This window comes from Propioniciclava sp. (assembly GCF_047602245.1).
Taxonomy (GTDB): Bacteria; Actinomycetota; Actinomycetes; order Propionibacteriales; family Propionibacteriaceae; genus Propioniciclava.
Window position 1 is genome coordinate 897,348 of record NZ_JASGHT010000001.1, and the last position, 19,328, is coordinate 916,675.

Annotated in this window: 17 protein-coding genes and 1 pseudogene; 16 read left to right on the forward strand and 2 right to left on the reverse strand. The window is 70.4% G+C overall.

Translation table 11 applies throughout. The features are described from left to right. Positions 1–25: 25 nt before the first annotated feature. The 12 genes and pseudogenes from QM708_RS04460 to QM708_RS04515 all read left to right on the forward strand — a co-directional run bounded on the left by QM708_RS04460 (position 26) and on the right by QM708_RS04515 (position 13,441). Positions 26–1,099: an ABC transporter substrate-binding protein gene (locus tag QM708_RS04460; RefSeq protein WP_415104784.1), complete on the forward strand. Its 1,074-nt coding sequence runs from the start codon at positions 26–28 to the stop codon at positions 1,097–1,099. Positions 1,100–1,133: 34 nt separating this feature from the next. Further along, complete coding sequence (locus QM708_RS04465; protein WP_415104786.1) at positions 1,134–1,937, forward strand: ABC transporter permease; 804 nt, start codon at positions 1,134–1,136, stop codon at positions 1,935–1,937. Further along, positions 1,927–2,751 (forward strand): ABC transporter ATP-binding protein, encoded by an 825-nt coding sequence (locus QM708_RS04470; RefSeq protein WP_415104788.1) that lies wholly within the window; start codon positions 1,927–1,929, stop codon positions 2,749–2,751. Before QM708_RS04465 ends, QM708_RS04470 begins: the two co-directional genes overlap by 11 nt. 323 nt (positions 2,752–3,074) lie before the next feature. Continuing rightward, positions 3,075–4,775 carry a nitrite/sulfite reductase gene (locus QM708_RS04475; protein ID WP_415104790.1) on the forward strand — a complete coding sequence of 567 codons (1,701 nt, stop codon included), beginning with the start codon at positions 3,075–3,077 and terminating at the stop codon, positions 4,773–4,775. Beyond that, positions 4,772–5,518: pseudogene (locus tag QM708_RS04480) on the forward strand (phosphoadenylyl-sulfate reductase); the annotation flags it as partial. The gene QM708_RS04475 and the pseudogene QM708_RS04480, both read left to right, overlap by 4 nt. A gap of 177 nt (positions 5,519–5,695) precedes the next feature. After that, positions 5,696–6,583, forward strand: a complete 888-nt coding sequence (gene cysD / locus QM708_RS04485) for a sulfate adenylyltransferase subunit CysD (protein WP_415111268.1) — start codon at positions 5,696–5,698, stop codon at positions 6,581–6,583. Beyond that, a complete protein-coding gene (locus tag QM708_RS04490; RefSeq protein ID WP_415104792.1) occupies positions 6,583–7,893 on the forward strand; it encodes a sulfate adenylyltransferase subunit 1 in 1,311 nt (436 codons plus the stop codon). The genes cysD and QM708_RS04490 overlap by 1 nt, the downstream gene beginning before the upstream one ends. Then, positions 7,893–8,792 carry a sulfite exporter TauE/SafE family protein gene (locus tag QM708_RS04495; RefSeq protein WP_415104794.1) on the forward strand — a complete coding sequence of 300 codons (900 nt, stop codon included), beginning with the start codon at positions 7,893–7,895 and terminating at the stop codon, positions 8,790–8,792. Before QM708_RS04490 ends, QM708_RS04495 begins: the two co-directional genes overlap by 1 nt. Further along, entirely contained in the window at positions 8,789–9,499 is a 711-nt protein-coding gene (locus QM708_RS04500; RefSeq protein WP_415104796.1) for a sirohydrochlorin chelatase, read from the forward strand. Before QM708_RS04495 ends, QM708_RS04500 begins: the two co-directional genes overlap by 4 nt. 28 nt (positions 9,500–9,527) lie before the next feature. Beyond that, positions 9,528–11,405 carry a 2-oxoacid:acceptor oxidoreductase subunit alpha gene (locus QM708_RS04505; protein WP_415104798.1) on the forward strand — a complete coding sequence of 626 codons (1,878 nt, stop codon included), beginning with the start codon at positions 9,528–9,530 and terminating at the stop codon, positions 11,403–11,405. Beyond that, the gene (locus QM708_RS04510; RefSeq protein ID WP_415104800.1) at positions 11,405–12,433 is read left to right on the forward strand and encodes a 2-oxoacid:ferredoxin oxidoreductase subunit beta; all 1,029 of its coding nucleotides are present in this window, start codon (positions 11,405–11,407) and stop codon (positions 12,431–12,433) included. The genes QM708_RS04505 and QM708_RS04510 overlap by 1 nt, the downstream gene beginning before the upstream one ends. A gap of 147 nt (positions 12,434–12,580) precedes the next feature. Further along, positions 12,581–13,441, forward strand: a complete 861-nt coding sequence (locus QM708_RS04515) for a class I SAM-dependent methyltransferase (protein WP_415104802.1) — start codon at positions 12,581–12,583, stop codon at positions 13,439–13,441. Positions 13,442–13,807: 366 nt separating this feature from the next. On the opposite strand, the gene thrC is transcribed toward QM708_RS04515, so the two are convergent. Further along, complete coding sequence (gene thrC, locus QM708_RS04520; protein WP_415104804.1) at positions 13,808–15,244, reverse strand: threonine synthase; 1,437 nt, start codon at positions 15,242–15,244, stop codon at positions 13,808–13,810. A gap of 243 nt (positions 15,245–15,487) precedes the next feature. Between thrC and QM708_RS04525 the strand changes: the two genes are divergently transcribed. From QM708_RS04525 to QM708_RS04540, 4 genes are all read left to right on the forward strand, one after another. Next, on the forward strand, positions 15,488–16,117 hold the full coding sequence (locus QM708_RS04525; RefSeq protein ID WP_415104806.1) for a hypothetical protein: 630 nt from the start codon (positions 15,488–15,490) through the stop codon (positions 16,115–16,117). Positions 16,118–16,259: 142 nt separating this feature from the next. Beyond that, on the forward strand, positions 16,260–16,871 hold the full coding sequence (locus QM708_RS04530) for a hypothetical protein (RefSeq protein ID WP_415104808.1): 612 nt from the start codon (positions 16,260–16,262) through the stop codon (positions 16,869–16,871). A gap of 10 nt (positions 16,872–16,881) precedes the next feature. Further along, a complete protein-coding gene (locus QM708_RS04535) occupies positions 16,882–18,039 on the forward strand; it encodes a hypothetical protein (RefSeq protein ID WP_415104810.1) in 1,158 nt (385 codons plus the stop codon). After that, positions 18,039–18,719 (forward strand): prepilin peptidase, encoded by a 681-nt coding sequence (locus QM708_RS04540; protein ID WP_415104812.1) that lies wholly within the window; start codon positions 18,039–18,041, stop codon positions 18,717–18,719. Before QM708_RS04535 ends, QM708_RS04540 begins: the two co-directional genes overlap by 1 nt. 11 nt (positions 18,720–18,730) lie before the next feature. Here the strand turns inward: QM708_RS04540 and QM708_RS04545 are convergent, their stop codons facing one another. After that, positions 18,731–19,285, reverse strand: coding sequence for a hypothetical protein (locus QM708_RS04545; protein WP_415104814.1), 555 nt, complete (start codon positions 19,283–19,285; stop codon positions 18,731–18,733). Between the last annotated feature and the right edge of the window lie 43 nt (positions 19,286–19,328).

The following is a 19,328-nucleotide window of genomic DNA, read 5'->3' on the forward strand; positions in this document are numbered from 1 at the left end:
TCCCTTCGCAAGAAAGGAGCATCCGATGACCTCCCCCACTACCTCCGCCCGCGGCGTCCGACGCCCCCGGTGGGCCCGCGGCGTCCGGGCCGCCCTCGCCGTCGCGACCGTGCTGACCCTGGCCGCCTGCGGCGCGGCTCCCGGCTCACCGTCGGCGAGCCCGGAGCAACCGAAAGCGAAGGTGCGGTTCGCGCTCGATTGGACGCCGAACACCAACCACACCGGCCTTTATGTGGCCATCGACAAGGGCTATTTCGCCGAGGCGGGCATCGAGGTGGAGGTGGTGCCCTACAACAGCAGCAGCCCCGACGTCCTGGTCGATTCCGGTCAGGCCGAGTTCGGCATCGGCTTCCAGAACAACACCTCGATCTCGATGGCGGCCGGGGCCGATCTGCGCTCGGTGCTGGCGGTGCAGCAGAACTGGACCACCGTGATCAGCGTGCTGGCCGAGCGCGACGACATCCAGAGCCCGGCCGACCTCGACGGCCTGATCCACGGCGGTTTCGGCGATGTCGCCGAGCGTGAGGTGATGAGCGCGGTGATCGAGAAGGCCGGCGGTCACGGCACCTTCGACACCGTCGTGCTGGGCACCACCGCCTACGAGGCGCTGTACGAGCGCAAGGTCGACTTCACCGTGCCCTTCGTCGCCTGGGAGGGCATCGAGGCCGAGCACCGCGGCGTGAAGCTGAAGAACTTCGCCTACACCGACTACGGCTTCCCGGCCAGCTATCAGGTGATCGTGATCGGCAACGGCCGTTGGCTGGACGCGAATCCCGCGCTGGCGTCCGCGTTCGTGAAGGCGCTGGCCCGGGGGTACGAGGACGCCGCCGCCGATCCCCGCGCCGCCGCGACGATCCTGCAGCGACTCAACGGCGACGTGCTCACCGATCTGGACTTCCTGGTCGAAAGCCAGGAGATGCTCTCGAAGAACTACATGCTCGACCAGAACGGGAAGTTCGGCCGGCAGACCGAGCAGCAGTGGCGCGACCTGGGCCGGTTCCTGTTCGAGGCGGGCCTGCTCGCCGACGGGGCCGGCACGCGACTGACCCAGGAGCCGGACTGGTCGCGGTTCTTCACCAACGAGTACCTCGATCGCTGACCTGCCCGGACAACGATCGACGAAGGGAGACCAGATGCCGTCCTCGGACGCCGCCGAGCGGCGCGAGCCGGCCGGGCTGCGGGTATGGGCGCCGGTGGTGTTCGTGGTGGTGGCGATCACCGTGTGGGAGTTCTCCGTGCACGCCACCGGGGTGCGCCCGCAGGTGCTGCCGGCGCCCACCCGGGTGCTCGCCCAGGGCTGGGAACAGCGCGCGACGATCCTCGATCACACCCTCGCCACCCTCACCGTGACGGCCGCCGGCTTCACGCTGTCGCTGATCTGTGCCTGGATCATCGCGGTGGCGGCCGACTTCTGGCCGGTGCTCCGGATCGGGCTGATGCCGCTGCTGGTGGCGTCCCAGACGATCCCGGTGGTGGCGATCGCGCCGCTGATGGTGATCTGGTTCGGCTTCGACCTGTGGCCGAAGATGCTGGTGGTCGCGCTGGTCACCTTCTTCCCGGTCGTGGTCGGGCTGGTCGAGGGTTTCGCGGCGGCCGACGGGGAGGCGTCCCGGCTGTTGCGCAGCATGGGCGCCAGCCGCATCCAGGCCTTCCGGCTGGTCCGGCTCCCCTCGGCGCTGCCGGGCTTCTTCACCGCGCTGCGCATCGCGATCACCTACGCGGTGACCGGCGCGATCTTCGCCGAGTACGTCGGCGCACGCCAGGGCCTGGGCATCTATATGAGCGTGCAGAAGAACGCCTTCCGCACCGACCTGGTGCTCGCCGCGGTCGCCATCACCGCGCTGGTCAGCGTGGCGCTCTACCTGTCCACCTACCTGATCGAGCGCGCGATCATCCCGTGGAACGTCAAGCAGAGGAGAGCCGCCGATGAGCACTGAGCCGTCACCGTCCGGGCTTCGGACGCCGCCCCGGCTGGAGCTGACCGGCGTCTCCCGCAGCTTCCCGCTGCGCGGCCGGCGGACCTTGCCGGTGCTGGACCAGGTCTCCCTCTCGGTCGCCCCCGGCGAATTCGTGTCGATCGTCGGGCCCTCGGGGGCCGGCAAGAGCACGCTGTTCAACCTGATCGCCGGGCTCGACCGGCCCACCTGTGGCCGCATCGCCATCGACGGTGACGTGATCAACGGCCCGCACGCGCACACCGCCTATATGCCGCAGAACGACCTGCTCTTCCCGTGGCGCACCGTCGCCGCCAACGCCGCCCTCGGCCTGGAGGTGCAGGGGGTGCCGCGGCGGCGCGCCCGCGACCAGGTGCGGGAACTGTTCGGCCGGTTCGGGCTGGCCGGTTTCGAGGACGCCTACCCGTTCGAGCTGTCCGGCGGCATGCGCCAGCGCGCCGCGCTGTTGCGGACGGTGGCGCAGCGCCGGGAGACCCTGTTGCTGGACGAGCCCTTCGGCGCGCTCGACTCGCTGACCCGGATGCAGATGCAGCTCTGGCTGCAGCAGGTCTGGGCCGAGCATTCCTGGACGGCGCTGCTGGTCACCCACGACATCCGCGAGGCGCTCATCCTCTCCGACCGCGTCGTCGTGCTCAGCCCGCGGCCCGCCTCGGTGCGACTGGTGCTCGAGGTCGACCTGCCGCGCCCGCGCGACGCCGCGGTGACGACGACCCCCGCATTCGCCCGTCTGGAGCGTGCCCTCCTCGCCGCGGTGACCGACGATCCGCCCGCGGACGCCGGTCTTTCCGCCTGGTGAGAGCGGGTTCACGACGGTCCAGACTCCGAGATTAGGGTTGCCTAAATAATGGACGCCCTCTGGCGGCCGATTGGTGCGATACGGAATCATCGGCTACCGTTTCGATCCATGACGAACCGGACCGCGCTTCTCCTCGTGGGCGATGCCCCCGTGGATTTCTTGCGCGTCCGTTCCTCGCAGTGTTGTCGCGGCTGCTGACGCGCCCGCACACTCTGATCTGACCGCCGGGCCGCGTCGCCCGGCATCACAACCCGTAGCACGCGTGCCCTCTGTACGCCTACGTGGCCGGTCGACGGGGTCCCACACCACGAGGAACCCGATCCATGACCAGTACCCCCACCGGTGCACGCGTCCGTCCGCCCCGCGAGGGCCGCAGCAACGGCCAGTGGCTCGTCGACGGCCAGGCCCCACTCAACCCCAACGAAGCCTTCAAGGCCGCCGACAACGGCCTCAATGTGCGCGAGCGCATCGAGCAGATCTACTGCCACCAGGGGTTCTCCTCCATCCCCGAGGACGACCTGCACGGCCGGATGCGCTGGTGGGGTCTCTACACCCAGCGCAAGCAGGGCATCGACGGCGGCCGCACCGGCAAGCTGTCGGCCGACGAGCTGAGCGACGAGTACTTCATGATGCGGGTCCGCCTCGACGGCGGCGAGCTCAGCCTGGAGCAGTTGCACACCGTCGCCCAGATCTCGGTCGAGTTCGCCCGCGACACCGCCGACATCTCCGACCGGCAGAACATCCAGTACCACTGGATCCGGATCGAGGACGTCCCCGAGATCTGGCGCCGGCTGGAGTCGGTCGGGCTGCAGACCACCGAGGCCTGCGGCGACACCCCGCGCGTCGTGCTCGGCTCGCCGGTGGCCGGCATCGCCGCCGACGAGATCCTCGACCCGACCCCGCAGATCCGCGAGATCGTCGACACCTACATCGGCGACCCCGAGCTGTCGAACCTGCCGCGCAAGTTCAAGAGCGCCATCACCGGGCATCCGAGCCTCGATGTGGTGCACGAGATCAACGACATCTCACTCGTCGGCGTCCGGCACCCCGAACTCGGCGCCGGCTACGACCTATGGGTCGGCGGCGGGCTGTCCACCGCGCCGCGGCTCGCCGAGCGGATCGGCGTCTTCGTCGCCCCCGAGCGCGCCGCCGAGGTCTGGTACGGCGTGATCCGGATCTTCCGCGACTACGGCTACCGCCGGCTGCGCAACAAGGCGCGACTGAAGTTCCTGCTCGCCGAGTGGGGCCCGGAGAAGTTCCGCCAGGTGCTGCAAGACGAATACCTCGGCTACGCGCTGCCCGACGGCCCGGCCGCGGTCGCCACCACCCCGAACCCCGACCATGTCGGCGTCTACACCCAGCGCGACGGACGCCGCTACGTCGGCCTCGCCCCGCGGGTGGGCCGCTCGTCCGGCTCCAAGCTGCTCGCACTGGCGGACGCCGTCGAGGCGGCCGGGTCGGGCCGGATCCGGCTCACCCCGCACCAGAAGCTGATCGTCCTCGACGTGCCGGAAGCGAACGTGGACGGCCTGCTCGCCGCCGCCGAGGAACTCGACCTGACCGCGAAGCCCGGTCTGTTCCGCCGCAACACGATGGCCTGCACCGGCATTGAGTACTGCAAGCTCGCCTTCGTCGAGACCAAGGCGACCGCCACCGCCGCCGCGCAGACCCTGGACAACCGGCTCGCTGATCTGGGCCTGAACGTGCCGATCACGCTCAACGTGAACGGCTGCCCGAACTCCTGCGCCCGGATCCAGACCGCCGACATCGGCCTGAAGGGGCAGATCGCCAAGAGCCCTGACGGCGGCGACGAGTTCGCCTTCCAGGTGCACCTGGGCGGCGGGCTGGCCTCCTCCGACCGCGACGAGCCCGGCCTGGGCCGCACCCTGCGCGGCCTGAAGGTGACCGCCGAAGACATGCCCGACTACGTCGAACGCGTGGTGCGCCGGTTCGCCGACCAGCGCGACGCCGACGAGTCGTTCTCCGCCTGGGTGCACCGGGCCGAGGAAGAGGCGCTGCGATGACCGCCGTCGCAGCCTCCGAACTCGGGCCGATCCCGGCACCGCACGGCCCCGGCCGGCGCCGGTCGGCGTCCGAACTCGAGGCGATCGCCCACGAGGCGACCGTGCGTTTCGCGGACGCCTCGGCCGATGAGGTGCTCGCCTGGGCCGCCGAGACCTTCGGTGATTCGCTCGCGGTGGCCTGCTCGATGGCCGGCGACACCGTGGTGCCGCACCTGGTCTCGAAGCATCGCCCCGGCGTCGATGTGCTGTTCCTGCAGACCGGCTACCACTTCGCCGAGACCATCGGCACCCGCGACGCGCTGGCGGTGACCACCGACATCCGCCTGGTCGAGGTGATGCCGGTGCAGACCGTCGCCGAGCAGGACGCCCGCTTCGGCGCCCAGCTGTACGAACGGGACGCCTCGCAGTGCTGCGCGCTGCGCAAGGTCGAGCCGATCAACCGCGAACTGGCCAGCTACGAGGCCTGGGTGACCGGCCTGCGCCGCGAGGACTCGCTGCTGCGCGCCGACACCCCGATCGTCGAGTGGGATTCCGCCCACCAGATGGTCAAGATCAACCCCATCGCCGCCTGGTCCTTCGACGAGCTGCTCGATTACGCCACCACCCACGGGGTCGTGGTCAACATGCTGCTCAGCGACGGCTACCCGTCCATCGGCTGCGAACCCTGTACCCGCCGCGTCGCGCCGGGTGAGGATCCGCGCGCCGGACGCTGGGCCGGCCTGGCCAAGTCCGAGTGCGGCCTGCACGTGACCAGCACCCATCCCGAGGAGGAGCCCGTGACCACGCCCATCACCACCGCGGCGTTCGTGAACCTGACCCTGCCCACCACGGCGTCCAACACCCCCGCTCCCGCCGAGACCGGCGAGACGGCCGCTCCCGCCGAGACGGTCGCTCCGGCCGAGGACGGGCCGGCACGCACCCTGCCGCACCTGCGCGAACTGGAGGCCGAGGGCATCCACATCATCCGCGAGGCGGTCAGCGAACTCGAGCGGCCGGTGCTGCTGTTCTCCGGCGGCAAGGACTCCATCGTGATGCTGCACCTGGCGATCAAGGCATTCTGGCCCGCGCCGGTGCCGTTCCCGGTGATGCACGTCGACACCGGGCACAACTTCCCCGAGGTGATCGACTACCGCGACGCCACCGTCGCCCGGCACGGGCTGCGCCTGGTCGTCGCCTCGGTGCAGGACTACATCGACGACGGACGCCTGCTGGAGCGCGCCGACGGCACCCGCAACCCGCTGCAGACCCAGCCGCTGCTGGACGCCATCGCCGAGAACCGGTTCGACGCCGTCTTCGGCGGCGGGCGCCGCGACGAGGAGAAGGCCCGCGCCAAGGAGCGCGTGGTCAGCCTGCGCGACGAGTTCGGCCAATGGGATCCGCGCAACCAGCGCCCCGAGCTGTGGACGCTGTACAACCCGCGGCACCGGCCCGGCGAACACGTGCGGGTGTTCCCGCTGTCGAACTGGACCGAGCTCGACGTGTGGCGCTACATCGAGGCCGAGAACATCGAGCTTCCTGAGCTGTACTACGCCCACGAGCGCGAGGTGTTCCAGCGCGACGGCATGTGGTTGGCCGTCGGCGACGTCACCCAGCCCCGGCCCGGCGAAGAGGTCGTGACCCGTCGCGTCCGCTACCGCACCGTCGGCGACATGAGCTGCACCGGCGCCGTCGAATCCGACGCCACCAGCGTCGCCGACGTGATCGCCGAGGTGGCCGCCACCCGGATCACCGAACGTGGCGCGACCCGCGCCGATGACCGCCTCACCGAGGCCGCCATGGAAGACCGCAAGAAGGAGGGCTACTTCTGATGAGCCAACCCACGCTGCTGCGCCTGGCGACCGCCGGGTCCGTCGACGACGGCAAGTCCACCCTGGTGGGCCGGCTGCTGTACGACTCGAAGTCGGTGCTCGCCGACCAGCTGGACGCCGTCGAGCGCGTCTCGGCCGCCAAGGGGCTGGGGCACGTCGACCTGGCGCTGCTCACCGACGGCCTGCGCGCCGAACGCGAGCAGGGCATCACCATCGACGTCGCCTACCGCTACTTCGCCACCGCGAAGCGCACCTTCATCCTCGCCGACTGCCCCGGGCACGTGCAGTACACCCGCAACACGGTGACCGGCTCCTCGACCGCCGACCTGCTGGTGCTGCTGGTCGACGTGCGCAAGGGCGTCCTGGAACAGACCCGCCGCCACCTGGCCGTGGGCCAGCTGCTGCGGGTGCCCACCATCCTGATCGCGGTCAACAAGATGGACCTGGTCGACTACGACCAGGCCCGCTACGAGTCCGTGGCCGCCCAGGTGCTGGCGGTGGCGGCCGAACTGGGCGTACCGAATGTGCACACCATCCCGGTCTCGGCGCTGGAGGGCGCCAATATCGTCGAGCGCTCCGAGCGGACGCCGTGGTACCAGGGCCCCTCGCTGCTGGAGTTCCTGGAGGCCGCACCGGCCGGCGCCGAGCTGACCGCGCTGCCGTTCCGGTTCCCGGTGCAGCTCAGCCTGCGCCCCCAGGACGCCAAGCCCGAATACCGCGAATACCGCGGCTACGCCGGGCAGATCGCCTCGGGCGTGGTCCGGGTCGGCGACCCCGTCGTCGTCCTGCCCGCCGGGCGCCGCACCACCATCGCCGGCATCGACACCTACGACGGCCCCCTTGAGGAGGCGTTCGCGCCGCAATCGGTGGCGCTGCGGCTGGCCGATGAGACCGACGTCAACCGGGGCGACCTGATCGCGGCCGCCGACGGCGCCCCCGAAGCCAGCCAGGACCTCACCGGCCTGGTGTCGTGGCTCGCCGAACGCCCGCTGCGCGCCGGCGCCCGCGTCCTGGTCAAGCACGGCACCACCACGGTGCAGGGCATCGTGCGCGGCATCGGCGGACGCCTCGACCTGGACACGCTCGCCCCGGTGCCCACCGAGACCCTGGAGCTGAACGACATCGGCCGGGTGCACGTGCGGCTGTCCGCGCCGGTGGCGTCCGACGACTACACCGTCTCGCGGCGCACCGGATCGTTCCTGCTGATCGACCCGCAGACCGGCGGCACCCTCGCCGCCGGCATGGTGCGCGGCCGGACGCCGTTCGACGAGGCCGCCGAGGCCGCCGAGACCCTGAACTGGTCGATCTGATGCAGCGACTCCTGCTGCTCGGCATCGTCGGGTTCGCCGCCCAGCTCGTCGACGGTTCGCTCGGCATGGGCTACGGGGTGACCTCGACGTCGCTGCTGCTCATTGTCGGGCTCAGCCCGGCGATGGCCAGCGCGTCGGTCCATCTGGCCGAGCTGGGCACCAACGTCGCCTCGGGCATCTCGCACTGGCGGCTCGGCAACGTCGACTGGAAACTGGTCGGACGCCTCGGCGTCCCGGGAGCGATCGGCGCCTTCGCCGGCGCCACCGTGCTGTCGAACCTGTCCACCGAGGCGGCCAAGCCGGTGATGGCGGTGATCCTGGGCGTGCTCGGCATGTACATCCTGATGCGGTACGCGTTCAAGCCGCCGGCCGTCGCGTCCGCCCGGGTCTCGCCGCACGGCAGCCGGTTCCTGGTGCCGCTCGGCCTGGTCGGCGGTTTCGTGGACGCCACCGGCGGCGGGGGTTGGGGCCCGGTCTCGACCACCTCGCTGCTGTCGGCGGGCAAGACCGCGCCGCGGACGGTGATCGGGTCGGTGGACACCTCGGAGTTCCTGGTCTCGATGGCCGCCTCGCTGGGTTTCGTGATCAACCTGGGCCTGCTCGGCATCGAATGGGGCATCGTCATCGCGCTGCTGGCCGGCGGCCTGCTCGCCGCCCCGATCGCGGCCTGGCTGGTCTCCCGGATTCCCGCGCGGATCATGGGCGTCGCGGTGGGCGGGCTGATCATCATGACCAACCTGAAGACGCTGTTCGACGCCACCAACCTGACCGCCGAACAGATGACCGTCGGGTTCACGTTCTTCGCCGCGATCTGGCTCGGCCTGACCGCCTGGACCGCATTCCGCCACGAGAAGGCGCGCCGCGCACGCGAGGCCGCCGAAGGGGAGTATTCGATTTGAGCACCGCCGACACCCTCGTCCTGGCCTGGCACGGCACCCGCAATCCCGCCGGGCACGCCGTGATCGCCTCGATCACCGACCGGGTCCGCACCCTGCTGCCGGGCGTCACCGTGCACACCGCCTGGGTGGACGCCCAGACCGCCGGCGGCGCGCACGACCGGCACCGCGTCCTGCCCGAGGCGCTGGCCGCCGCCGGGGACTGCACCCTGGTGCCCTGCTTCCTCGCCGAGGGCTACCACGTCACCCACGACATTCCCGAGGCGGTCGCCGCCTCGCCGTACACGGTGCAGGTCGCCCCGCACCTGGACGGGGTCGCCGACGGCGCCCTCGTGGAGCGGGTCACCGAGGCCGGCGGCCCGGGCGACGCGCTGGTGCTCGCGGTGGTCGGCTCGCGCCGGCTGCGCGCCCAGGCCGAGGTGGCACGGGTGGCGTCCCGGCTCGGGCGGCACTTCGGAGTCAGCGCTTACGTGGGTGATCTGTTCGGGTCGCCCTCGGTAACCGACCAGGTAGAGGCCGCCCGCGCGGCGGGCGCGTCCGACGTCGTGGTGGTGCCCTACACCCTGGCTCCGGGACTGTGGATGAACCGCGTCGCGGGCCTCGGCGTCCGGATCGCGGAACCACTCGGCCAGCATGCGAGCATCGCCACGGCCATCGCGGCACGCCACCGCGCGTTCTTGTCCCTCCCAGCGGCTAATCTTGGTCGTTGAGTCCCCCTTTCACCGAAAGCCTTGTGTCGTGACAGACGTCCATTCCCTCGACCGTGTCGTGATCCGCTTCGCCGGCGATTCCGGCGACGGCATGCAGCTCACCGGTGACCGGTTCACCTCCGATACCGCCACCCTCGGCAACGACTTCGCGACGCTGCCGAACTTCCCCGCCGAGATCCGCGCCCCCCAGGGCACCATCGCGGGCGTGTCCAGCTTCCAGCTGCACTTCAGCCATGACGAGGTGAAGACGCCCGGCGACAAGCCGGACGTGCTCGTCGCGATGAACCCGGCCTCGCTGAAGGCCAACCTCGGCGACCTCAAGCGCGGCGGCGTCCTCATCGCCGACAGCAACGAGTTCAACCGGCGCAACCTGGCCAAGGTCGGCTACACCTCCGACCCGCTCACCGACGGCTCGCTGGACGACTACCAGCTGCACGCCATCGACCTCACCGGGATGACCGTGGGCGCGGTGTCGTCGTTCGGGCTGGGCCGCAAGGAGGCCTCCCGCGCCAAGAACATGTTCGCGCTCGGGCTGCTCACCTGGCTGTACACCCGCCCGGTCGAGCACACGCTGTCGTTCCTGGATTCCAAGTTCGCGCACCGTCCCGAGATCCGCGACTCCAACAAGGCCGCGTTCCTGGCCGGGCATGCGTTCGGTGAGACCACCGAGACCTTCGCGGTCCGCTTCGAGGTGGCCGCCGCCGAGGTGCCGCCCGGCGAATACCGGCAGATCACCGGCAACAAGGCGCTCGCGCTCGGCCTGATGGCCGGTGCGGAGCGCTGCGGGCTGCCGTTGTTCCTGGGGGCGTACCCGATCACGCCGGCCTCCGATGTGCTGCATGAGCTGAGCCGCGCCAAGGAGCACGGCGTCACCACCTTCCAGGCCGAGGACGAGATCGCCGCCGCCGGTGCCGCGCTGGGCGCCTCGTACGCGGGTCACCTCGGGGTGACCACCACGTCCGGGCCGGGCATGGCGCTGAAGAGCGAGACCATCTCGCTGGCCGTCATGCTGGAGCAGCCGCTGGTCGTCTGCGACATCCAGCGCGCCGGCCCCGCCACCGGCATGCCGACCAAGACCGAGCAGGCCGACCTGTTCCAGTCGCTGTACGGACGCCACGGCGAGGCCCCGCTGCCGGTGCTGGCCGCCCAGTCGCCGGCCGACTGCTTCGCGATCGCCGTCGAAGGCGTCCGGATCGCGGTGCGCTACCGCACGCCGGTGATCATCCTCACCGACGGCTACCTGGCCAACGGCGCCGAGCCGTGGCTGGTGCCCGACCTGGCCTCGATCGAGCCGATCGAGGTGAACTTCGCGACCGAACCCAACGGTCCCGACGGCACCTTCCTGCCGTATGCGCGCGACGAGAAGCTGGCCCGGCCGTGGGCCATCCCCGGCACGCCCGGGCTGGAGCACCGGATCGGCGGCATCGAACGCGCCGACGGCACCGGCGCCATCTCGTACGCCCCCGACAACCACGACCGGATGGTGCGGCTGCGCCAGGCCAAGGTGGACGGCATCGTCGCGGACATCCCCGACCTCGAAGTGGTCGACCCCTCGGGTGAGGCGGACGTCCTCGTGCTCGGCTGGGGCTCGACCTGGGGCCCGATCGACGCTGCACGCCGGCTCGCCACCAAGGCGGGGCGCAAGATCGCCACCGCGCACCTGCGCCACCTCAACCCGCTGCCGGCCAACACCGGCGACGTGCTGCGCGCCTACAAGCGCGTCATCGTTCCCGAGATGAACCTCGGCCAGCTGGCCACCGTCCTGCGTGCCAAGTACCTGGTGGACGTGCACTCCTTCAGCCGCGTGCGCGGCCTGCCGATCAGCCCCGCGGAGCTGTCGGACTACCTGATCAGCGTCGCGGACGAATTCGCCGCGGCCTCCGCGCTCGCCGGAAAGGAAGCCTGATGAGCACCGGACTCGCCAAGGTCCCCCTGTCGCTGACCCCGCTGAACCGCAAGGAGTTCGTCTCCGACCAGGAGGTGCGCTGGTGCCCCGGCTGCGGCGACTACGCCGTGCTGGCCGCATTCCAGTCGCTGATGCCGCAACTCGGCATCAAGCGGGAGAACACCGTCATCGTGTCGGGCATCGGCTGCTCGTCGCGGTTCCCCTACTACGTGGACAGCTACGGCCTGCACTCGATCCACGGGCGCGCCCCCGCCATCGCGACCGGTTTGGCCATCGCCCGAGAGGATCTCGCGGTCTGGGTGGTCACCGGTGACGGCGACGCGCTGTCCATCGGCGGCAACCACCTGATCCACGCGCTGCGCCGCAACGTGAACATCACCATCATGTTGTTCAACAACCGGATCTACGGCCTGACCAAGGGCCAGTTCTCGCCGACCTCCGAAGAGGGCAAGGTCACCAAGTCCTCGCCGACCGGATCGCTGGACCACCCGTTCAACCCGGTCACCCTGGCGCTCGGCGCGGAGGCGTCCTTCGTGGCGCGCACCATCGACTCCGACCGCAAGCATCTCACCGAAGTGCTGACCGCGGCGGTCAACCATCGCGGCGCCTCGCTGGTCGAGATCTACCAGAACTGCCCGATCTTCAACGACGGCGCCTTCGACGGGCTCAAGGAGGTCGACTCCCCCGCGGTGATCCCGCTGGTGCACGGCCAGCCGATCACCTTCGCCAAGGGCGAGCTGGGCGTGGTGCGCGGCAGCGACGGACGCCTGCGCGTCCGGGCTGTGTCGGATGTCGACCCCGCCGACCTGATCGTGCACGACGCGCACGCGAAGGACGCCACCTTGGCGTTCGAGCTGTCGCAGCTCACCGACACCCAGGCCCTGTTGGCGTCCCCGATCGGCATCTTCCGCGACATCGATCGTCCCGCGTTCGATGACCAGGCTCGTCGCCAGGTCACCATGCCGCTGGACCGGACGTCGGAGTTGCAGAAGCTGATCACCGGCCGCGACACCTGGACGGTGCTGTAGTCCTTCGTTTCGCAAGAATCCGCCACTCGACGGTCGCTGGGCGCCCCCCTGGGCCCGTCGAGTGGCGGATTCTCGCGATGTGGCGTCCGCTCGCCCCGCATCGCGTAGGGTGACGGCCGAGCCCCAGCCCAAGGAGTGAGCGCGATCATGAAGCCCGGCACCACCCCCACGCCAGACACGTGGTTCGTTGACAATGAAGCCAACTGGGACGATCGCGCCGACCTCCACATGGGCGGAGGGTATTCCGGAATCGACGGGCTGATCGCGGACAAATCGGCGATCAGCAACGAGTTGGCCCAGGATCTCGCTCGCTTCGGCGACCTGTCCGGCAAAGACGTGATCCACCTCCAATGCCACCTCGGCACCGACACGATCGGGTTCGCACGACGCGGCGCGAACCGGGTCGTCGGCGTTGACCTGTCGGCGAACTCACTGCGCGATGCACGGAACATCGCGGACGCGGCGGGCCTCAGCGTTGAGTACGTGCACGCCAATGTCTACGACGCCCGTGCGGCGGTGGAGGGCGACTTCGACCTGGTCTACACCTCGCTGGGAGTGCTGTGCTGGCTCCCCGACATCGACCGCTGGGCACGAACCGTGGCCTCGCTGCTCAAACCGGGTGGTGCGTTCTTCATCCGTGACGACCATCCGATGTTCATGACCATCTGGGATATCGGCGACGACGCACCGGACGATCTCCTGGTCAAACAAAGCTATTTCCAGCAGGTGCATCCCTTGACGTGGGAGGACGAGGGCAGCTACGCCGACGCTCCCGGAGCACCTCGGATCAAGCGCACCACGAACCACCAGTGGAACCACTCCCTCGCAGAGATCATCACCGCCCTGATCCGGGCAGGCCTGGTGATCGATGTGGTCGAGGAGACCCCGTTCTCGGCCTGGTGTGCCTGGCCGCATCTCATGGTTCAAGAGGCTGACGGCCGGTGGAGACTCCGAGATAATCCCGAGCGCCTTCCTCTGCAATTCGTCATAGAAGCGCACAAGAACTGAACACGCCTCGTCCTGGACGCGCGGCACTGGGAAGTCGCTTGAGGGGGTGAGAGAGAGACGGCGTCAATGTAGAGATGTGGTGAGTAGACGCACCACGAATTTACATTGAGGGTGCTGGAGATCGGCGGATCGGGACACAACGTACTGCTCAATCCGGGCAGGACCAGAAAAACATCAGTCGGACTGATGTTCTCGGCACTCGGCAGGAATTGAGACGCACGTTTTACTTCGCACAGTGGCCCCACCTCCCGCACCGTGGGGGTCACCGCCAACTCTGCTGAGACACCATCCGACCACGCCGCCCGGTGTCGTCACGTTCGCCCGGGTTAAGCACCCTCGCCCGCCACGTCGCCCGGGGCGAAAACCTCAGGAGGCAGTGATCAGGCGCTTGAGGGCGTCCACGTCGGCGGGGAGGTCGGTGACGTGGCGGGGCAGGTCCTCCAGGCCGGCGAACTTGGCGGGGCGCTCCACGTCGTGGCCCAGCGCCTCGACGATGGTCGCGGAGAACTTCACCGGGAGCGCCGTCTCCAGCACGATCACGGGCGGGCGCACGGCATCCGCCTCGAGCAGGTCGCGGGCGACCTTCACGCCGTCGGCGGTGTGCGGGTCGACCACGTAGCCGGTCCGGGACGCCTCGGCGGCGATGGTCGCCAATCGGTCCGCGTGCGTGGAGGAGCCGGCGACGAAGCCGAACCGCCCAGCCAACGACGCGAAGGCGTCCGTCGCGCTGAGGTCGAAGCGGCCCTCGCCCGGTACCTTGACCGCGAACAACTCGGCGGTGGCGGCGGCATCACGGCCGAGCAGGTCGAAGATGAAGCGTTCGAAGTTGGACGCCTTGGAGATGTCCATGCTCGGGCTGGAGGTCTCGTGCGTCTCGGCGGTGCCGCGCACCCGGTAGATGCCGGTGCCGAAGAACTCGGCCAGCACGTTGTTCTCATTGGTGGCCAGCACCAGGGTCTCGATGGGCAGGCCCATCTCGCGGGCGATGTGGCCGGCGCAGATATTGCCGAAGTTACCCGAGGGCACCGCGAAGCTCACCTTCTGGCCCGGCTCCGTGGTGGCCTGCAGGTAAAGCGCGATGTAGTAGACCACCTGGGCGACCAGGCGGGCCCAGTTGATCGAGTTGACCGCGCCCAGATGGTGTTCGGCCTTGAACCCCAGGTCGGCGTTGAGTTCCTTGACCAGATCCTGGCAGTCGTCGAAGACACCGTCGACGGCCAGGTTCACGATCGCCGGATCGTCGATGCTGAACATCTGCGCCTGCTGGAACGGGGTCATCCGCCCCGCGGGAGTCAGCATGAAGACGCGGACACGGTCCTTGCCGAGCATCGCGTACTCGGCCGCCGACCCGGTATCGCCTGAAGTGGCACCCACGATGGTGAGCCGCTGGTCACGCCGGTCGAGCTCGTACTCGAACAGTTCGCCGAGCAGCTGCATCGCCATGTCCTTGAAGGCGGCCGTGGGGCCGTTGCTCAGGTGCCCGATCAGGACGCCGCCGCCCAGATCGGTGACGCCCACCACCGCGTCGGAGCCGAAGTTCGCCGCCGAGTAGGCGCGAGCGCAGAGCGCGCGCAGATCCTCGGCCGGGATGTCATCAATGTAGAGCGCCAGCACCTCGGCGGCCAGCGCCGCATAGCCCTGCTCGGCGAGCAGCGTCCGCCAGCGAGTCAGCGTCGCGGCGTCCAGAGCCGGGTAGGACTCGGGCAGGTACAGGCCACCGTCGGGCGCGAGACCTTCGAGCAGGATGTCGCAGAAGGGCAGCCCGGCCGCGCCCGAGGCATCGCGGGTGGAGACGTAACGCATTCGCCCAGCCTAGCGAAGCGGCCTGCGCCTGAGTCCCTGTGCCCAGGGGGCACGGGCCCAGCTCTGGGCCCGCCGGCCCTCGCCCGCCCCTCCCCAGGCTGCCAAGGTAGTGGTGCGGAAAGACAACCTGCCCCCAGGAGCCGCCCGCCGCGGCACGCCCGTTCTGACCGCCCGTCCGGCCGGTGCCGCGACGAGCCGGCACCAGGGCGCCCGTGGTGGGCAGGCGACCCGAAGGAGGACGCCATGAACGTCGCGCGACGGACCATCGCGCCCATGGCCCTGGTCATGGCGATCACGCTGCTCGCCGGATGTGCCGCCGATCCTCATCAGCACGCGCAGAGCGGCGCGGCCGCCATCGAACGGCGCGAAGGCATCACCCGGAGCGAGCGCGCTCTGCGCGCCTTCGAGGCCCTCGGCGAGATCGTCGCCCGGCGTCCCGCGGACTGGTGTGTCTCCAAGGGCGAGAGCACCCCCTGGCAGCGGGCGCCGCTGAAATGCCAGGTCGAGCGTCATGTGCTCGTCGAGCCTCAAGCCGCGAGCGTCACCGACGCGGTCGCCGCGATGCGGCAGGCGCTCGCGGCCGCGGGCTGTACCGGCGCGCAACTGACCGACGAGCAACTCGGCCGCGATGTCGCCCACGGCGGCGGTGGGGTCTACGTCGCGGGAGGGTGCTCCGGCATCAACCTGACCGTCCGTTGGTTCACCAGCATCGACGAGGCTCGCCGGCTCAACGCGCCCCCCACCCCGGGGTCGTCGAGGTTCTGGCTGCAGGAGGGATCCTTCGACGAGGAGGCGCTGAACCACGTGACCACTTCCGAGCCCTTCCTCTGGTGGATCGGGACCAGTTACGCCTACCTCAGTGAGAGCCGTTGATCGCCCGGAGTAGCCGGAGTGGGCCCGCGGCCGGTGAGGACGGGCCCACCGCTGGGCCTCAGGGCCCTCGGCTACCGGGCGCGATCGCTCCTATGCTACCGGCGGAGACGAGTGTCGACGCGGCGAGAGGTGGTGAGGTGCCATGGGCGAACGGTCCTCGATCGGCCTCGCGCGCACCGCGATCGCCGGCACGCTGACGGCCACGCTCGCACTCCTCACCGGATGCGCGAGCGGTACCCCGGAGACCCCGGCCGTTCCGACGCCCGCCCCCGAGGACCAGCCTCTGCAGCCCACCGAGCCTCCGCTCGACTACCGCCGGGTGAGCGGTGCGGGCTTCCGGCTCGGCGTCCCGTCCTCCTATGAGGAGGTCATCACCGCCTTCCCCAACGGCGTGACCGTGAGCCAGTGGCGGGCGCCACACCCGGGCGAAGCCCTCTCCACCGCGATCACCGTGGTGCGGGAGGCGGCGCCGACCCAGTCGGCCGAGCAGCAGGCCGCCGCGCTCGTCCGCCGCCTGCGCGACGAGGACGTCGACGCCGCACGTGTGGGGCTCACCTGGCCGGGGGCCCGCTCGGCGCAGTTCGTAGTGTGGCAGGAGGCTCCTCGCGGCGGAGGCGAGGCGCGCCGCATCGAGCAGCTGATGGTGCAGGCCAACGACGGCGTGATCTTCAGCGTCGTGGCGTTTGCGCCCGACGCCCTGTTCGAGACCACCGACCTCCCCCGTTCCTCCTCGACCTTCTCGGTCATGAGCTGAGGTCGTGCCCATGCCTGTTCTCCCCTCTCGCGCCGAGCGCGGCGTCAGCGTGCTGCAAACCGTCGGCATGGTGGCCCTGTCCGGCGTGCTCGCGGCGAGCCTGCTCGCCGTCGTCTCCGAGGGGCGGGTGGCCGCGACGGCCTCGTACGGCTTCTGCACGGTGACCGGCGGCTCGTGTGTCGATCCACGTGTGCCGGCCGGGTTCGAGGACGCCGCGCGCTGCACCGTGCCCACCACGGGTCCCTCGGGCGCCACCCGGCTCAGCTACCGGGTCGATCTGGGCGCCGGAACACCGGTTGTGGTCGCGGAGTCCGCCGGCGGCGCCTACACCGTCACCGCGGGGGACGCCGGCACGATCACCCCCGCGCTGGCCGCCGCGGCGGCGGGACCGCGGGCGAGCGCGTCGCGGGCTCGCGTCTACACGGCGGCCTCGCAGGCGGAGCTGGGCACCCTGCTCGCCGGCCTGCAGCGGCAGCAACGGCAGGAATCCTGGTTCGGGGCCGGCGGTCACCCGGCGGCCGATGTCTGGGCGGCGACCGGATCGCTGCTGTTCACCGCCGCCGGCGAGCCGGCGGCGCCCGTTCCGACCGGGGTGTGGGAATCCTCAGGCCCCGGGCTGATGCCCTCGTCCTACGCCTATGACCTTGCCCAGGCCGTCACCGCGCAGGGCACGGCGGTGAGCGTCGGCACCACCACCTGGCAGGGTGGCGGCAGCACCGAGCTGCTCGTCGGGGGGATGACCAGCGCCGATCGCGCGGGCGTGGTGATCGAACTCGACCGCGACGCCGGCGGCTTCGTCACCGAAGTGCGCGCGACGCGCACCGGCGTGGGCGGCCAGGTCAGTTCATTGCCGGTCACCTCGGACGCCTCCGCGAGCGACGCCGAGGCGCTGCTGACCGGACTGGGCGTCGCCTCTGAGCGGCGCTACGCCTACGCGCCGGGGCCACCGGCCGGTCCGCTCGCGGACGCCGGCCCACTGGACGCCTTCCGTGCGGCCGCCGCCGAGGCAGGCTACGTGTCCCGCGCCCCGGGCGCCGGGCTGGCCGACGGCGGATCCCCGGTCGCATTGGCTGAACTAGGAGCGACGATGAAGCAGGCGCGCAAGGATGCCCCACCGGCCCAGTACTGGGACGGCGATTCCTGGCAGACCTGGACGGGGTGCGAATAATGATGGCCGTCACGGGCGCCGGCTTTCTGGTCGGCCTGATCGCGGGGATGGGCGCGGACGTTTGGCTGCGCCGCCGCCGCTACCGCTACGACGACGAACGCGATCTGAGACTGCTCAACACAGGATGGCTGATCGCCGTGTTGCCGTTCGCCGTCGGGCTCATCGTGGCCGGCTGGTGGCAGCTGTCCATCCCCACCGCCATCCTGCTGTCGGGCTACTGCATCGTGCTCGGCGTCCTCGCCGCGATCGACCTCGACGTGCGGCGGCTGCCCGACGCGATCACGCTGCCGCTGATCCCGGTCACCCTCGCGGGCGTCGTCGTGGTCGCCGTGATGGAGAACGCGCTCGGCGACGCGTGGCGCGCGGTGCAGGCCGGCCTCGCGCTCGGTGCCTTCTATTTCGTTCAGGTGCTGATCGGCCGCGGAGCCGGCATGGGCCTGGGCGACGCGAAGCTGGCGGTCAGCCTCGGCCTGGCCTGCGGTCTGCTGTCATGGCCGCACGTGTTCGTCAGCACGCTGGCCGCCTATCTCAGCGCACTGCTGCTCGGAGGAATCCTGATGCTCGCGCGGCGGGCGGGACGTAAGACGGAGATCGCCTTCGGCCCGCACATGGCGCTGGGCGCCGCCATCGTCTTCTGCGCGCCGGGCGCGTTCGCGCTGGTCACGGGGGCGCTCGGGTGAGCGGCGGAGGTTCAGGCGCGGTGCTGGCCGCGGGCGCGGGGATTGATCAGCAGCGCCAACCCGAAGCAGCCGACGCCCGCGATCACCACCGACAACGGCGTGGTCGACATGAACGGCAGCGTCGGCAGCAGCCACACCTCGCCGTCATCGAGCGCGAGACCCGCGCACGCGAGCTCGGTGCCAGCCCCGGTGCGTCCCACGTCCAGCACCGGGCTCAGCGACACACCGCTCTTCACGCGCGAGCCGAGGCGGTCCGCATCGGCGAGCCGGGCCAGCGGGGTGACTACGCCGTCCGGCGTCCGCAGCGAGCAGTTGAGCTGCTCGGCGGTGGGCATCGCGGTGGGACGAGTCACCGCGAAGATCGTGGTGCCGGGATCGAACCAGGGCGTCGGGCGCACCGGCACCCAGACCTCGCGGCTCAACAGTGCGGGATCCTGGCGAGGCGACGACCAGGCGATGACGCCGACGGTCACCAGGCTGAGCCCGAGCACGGCGAGAACGAGCGACACGACCGCCGCGATCCCGCGACGCCGGCGGAAATCGGCGCGGCCGTGGCGCTTCTTCACTCTGCGCAACGGTCGGGCCATAATCACCCATTCTGGCACCAAC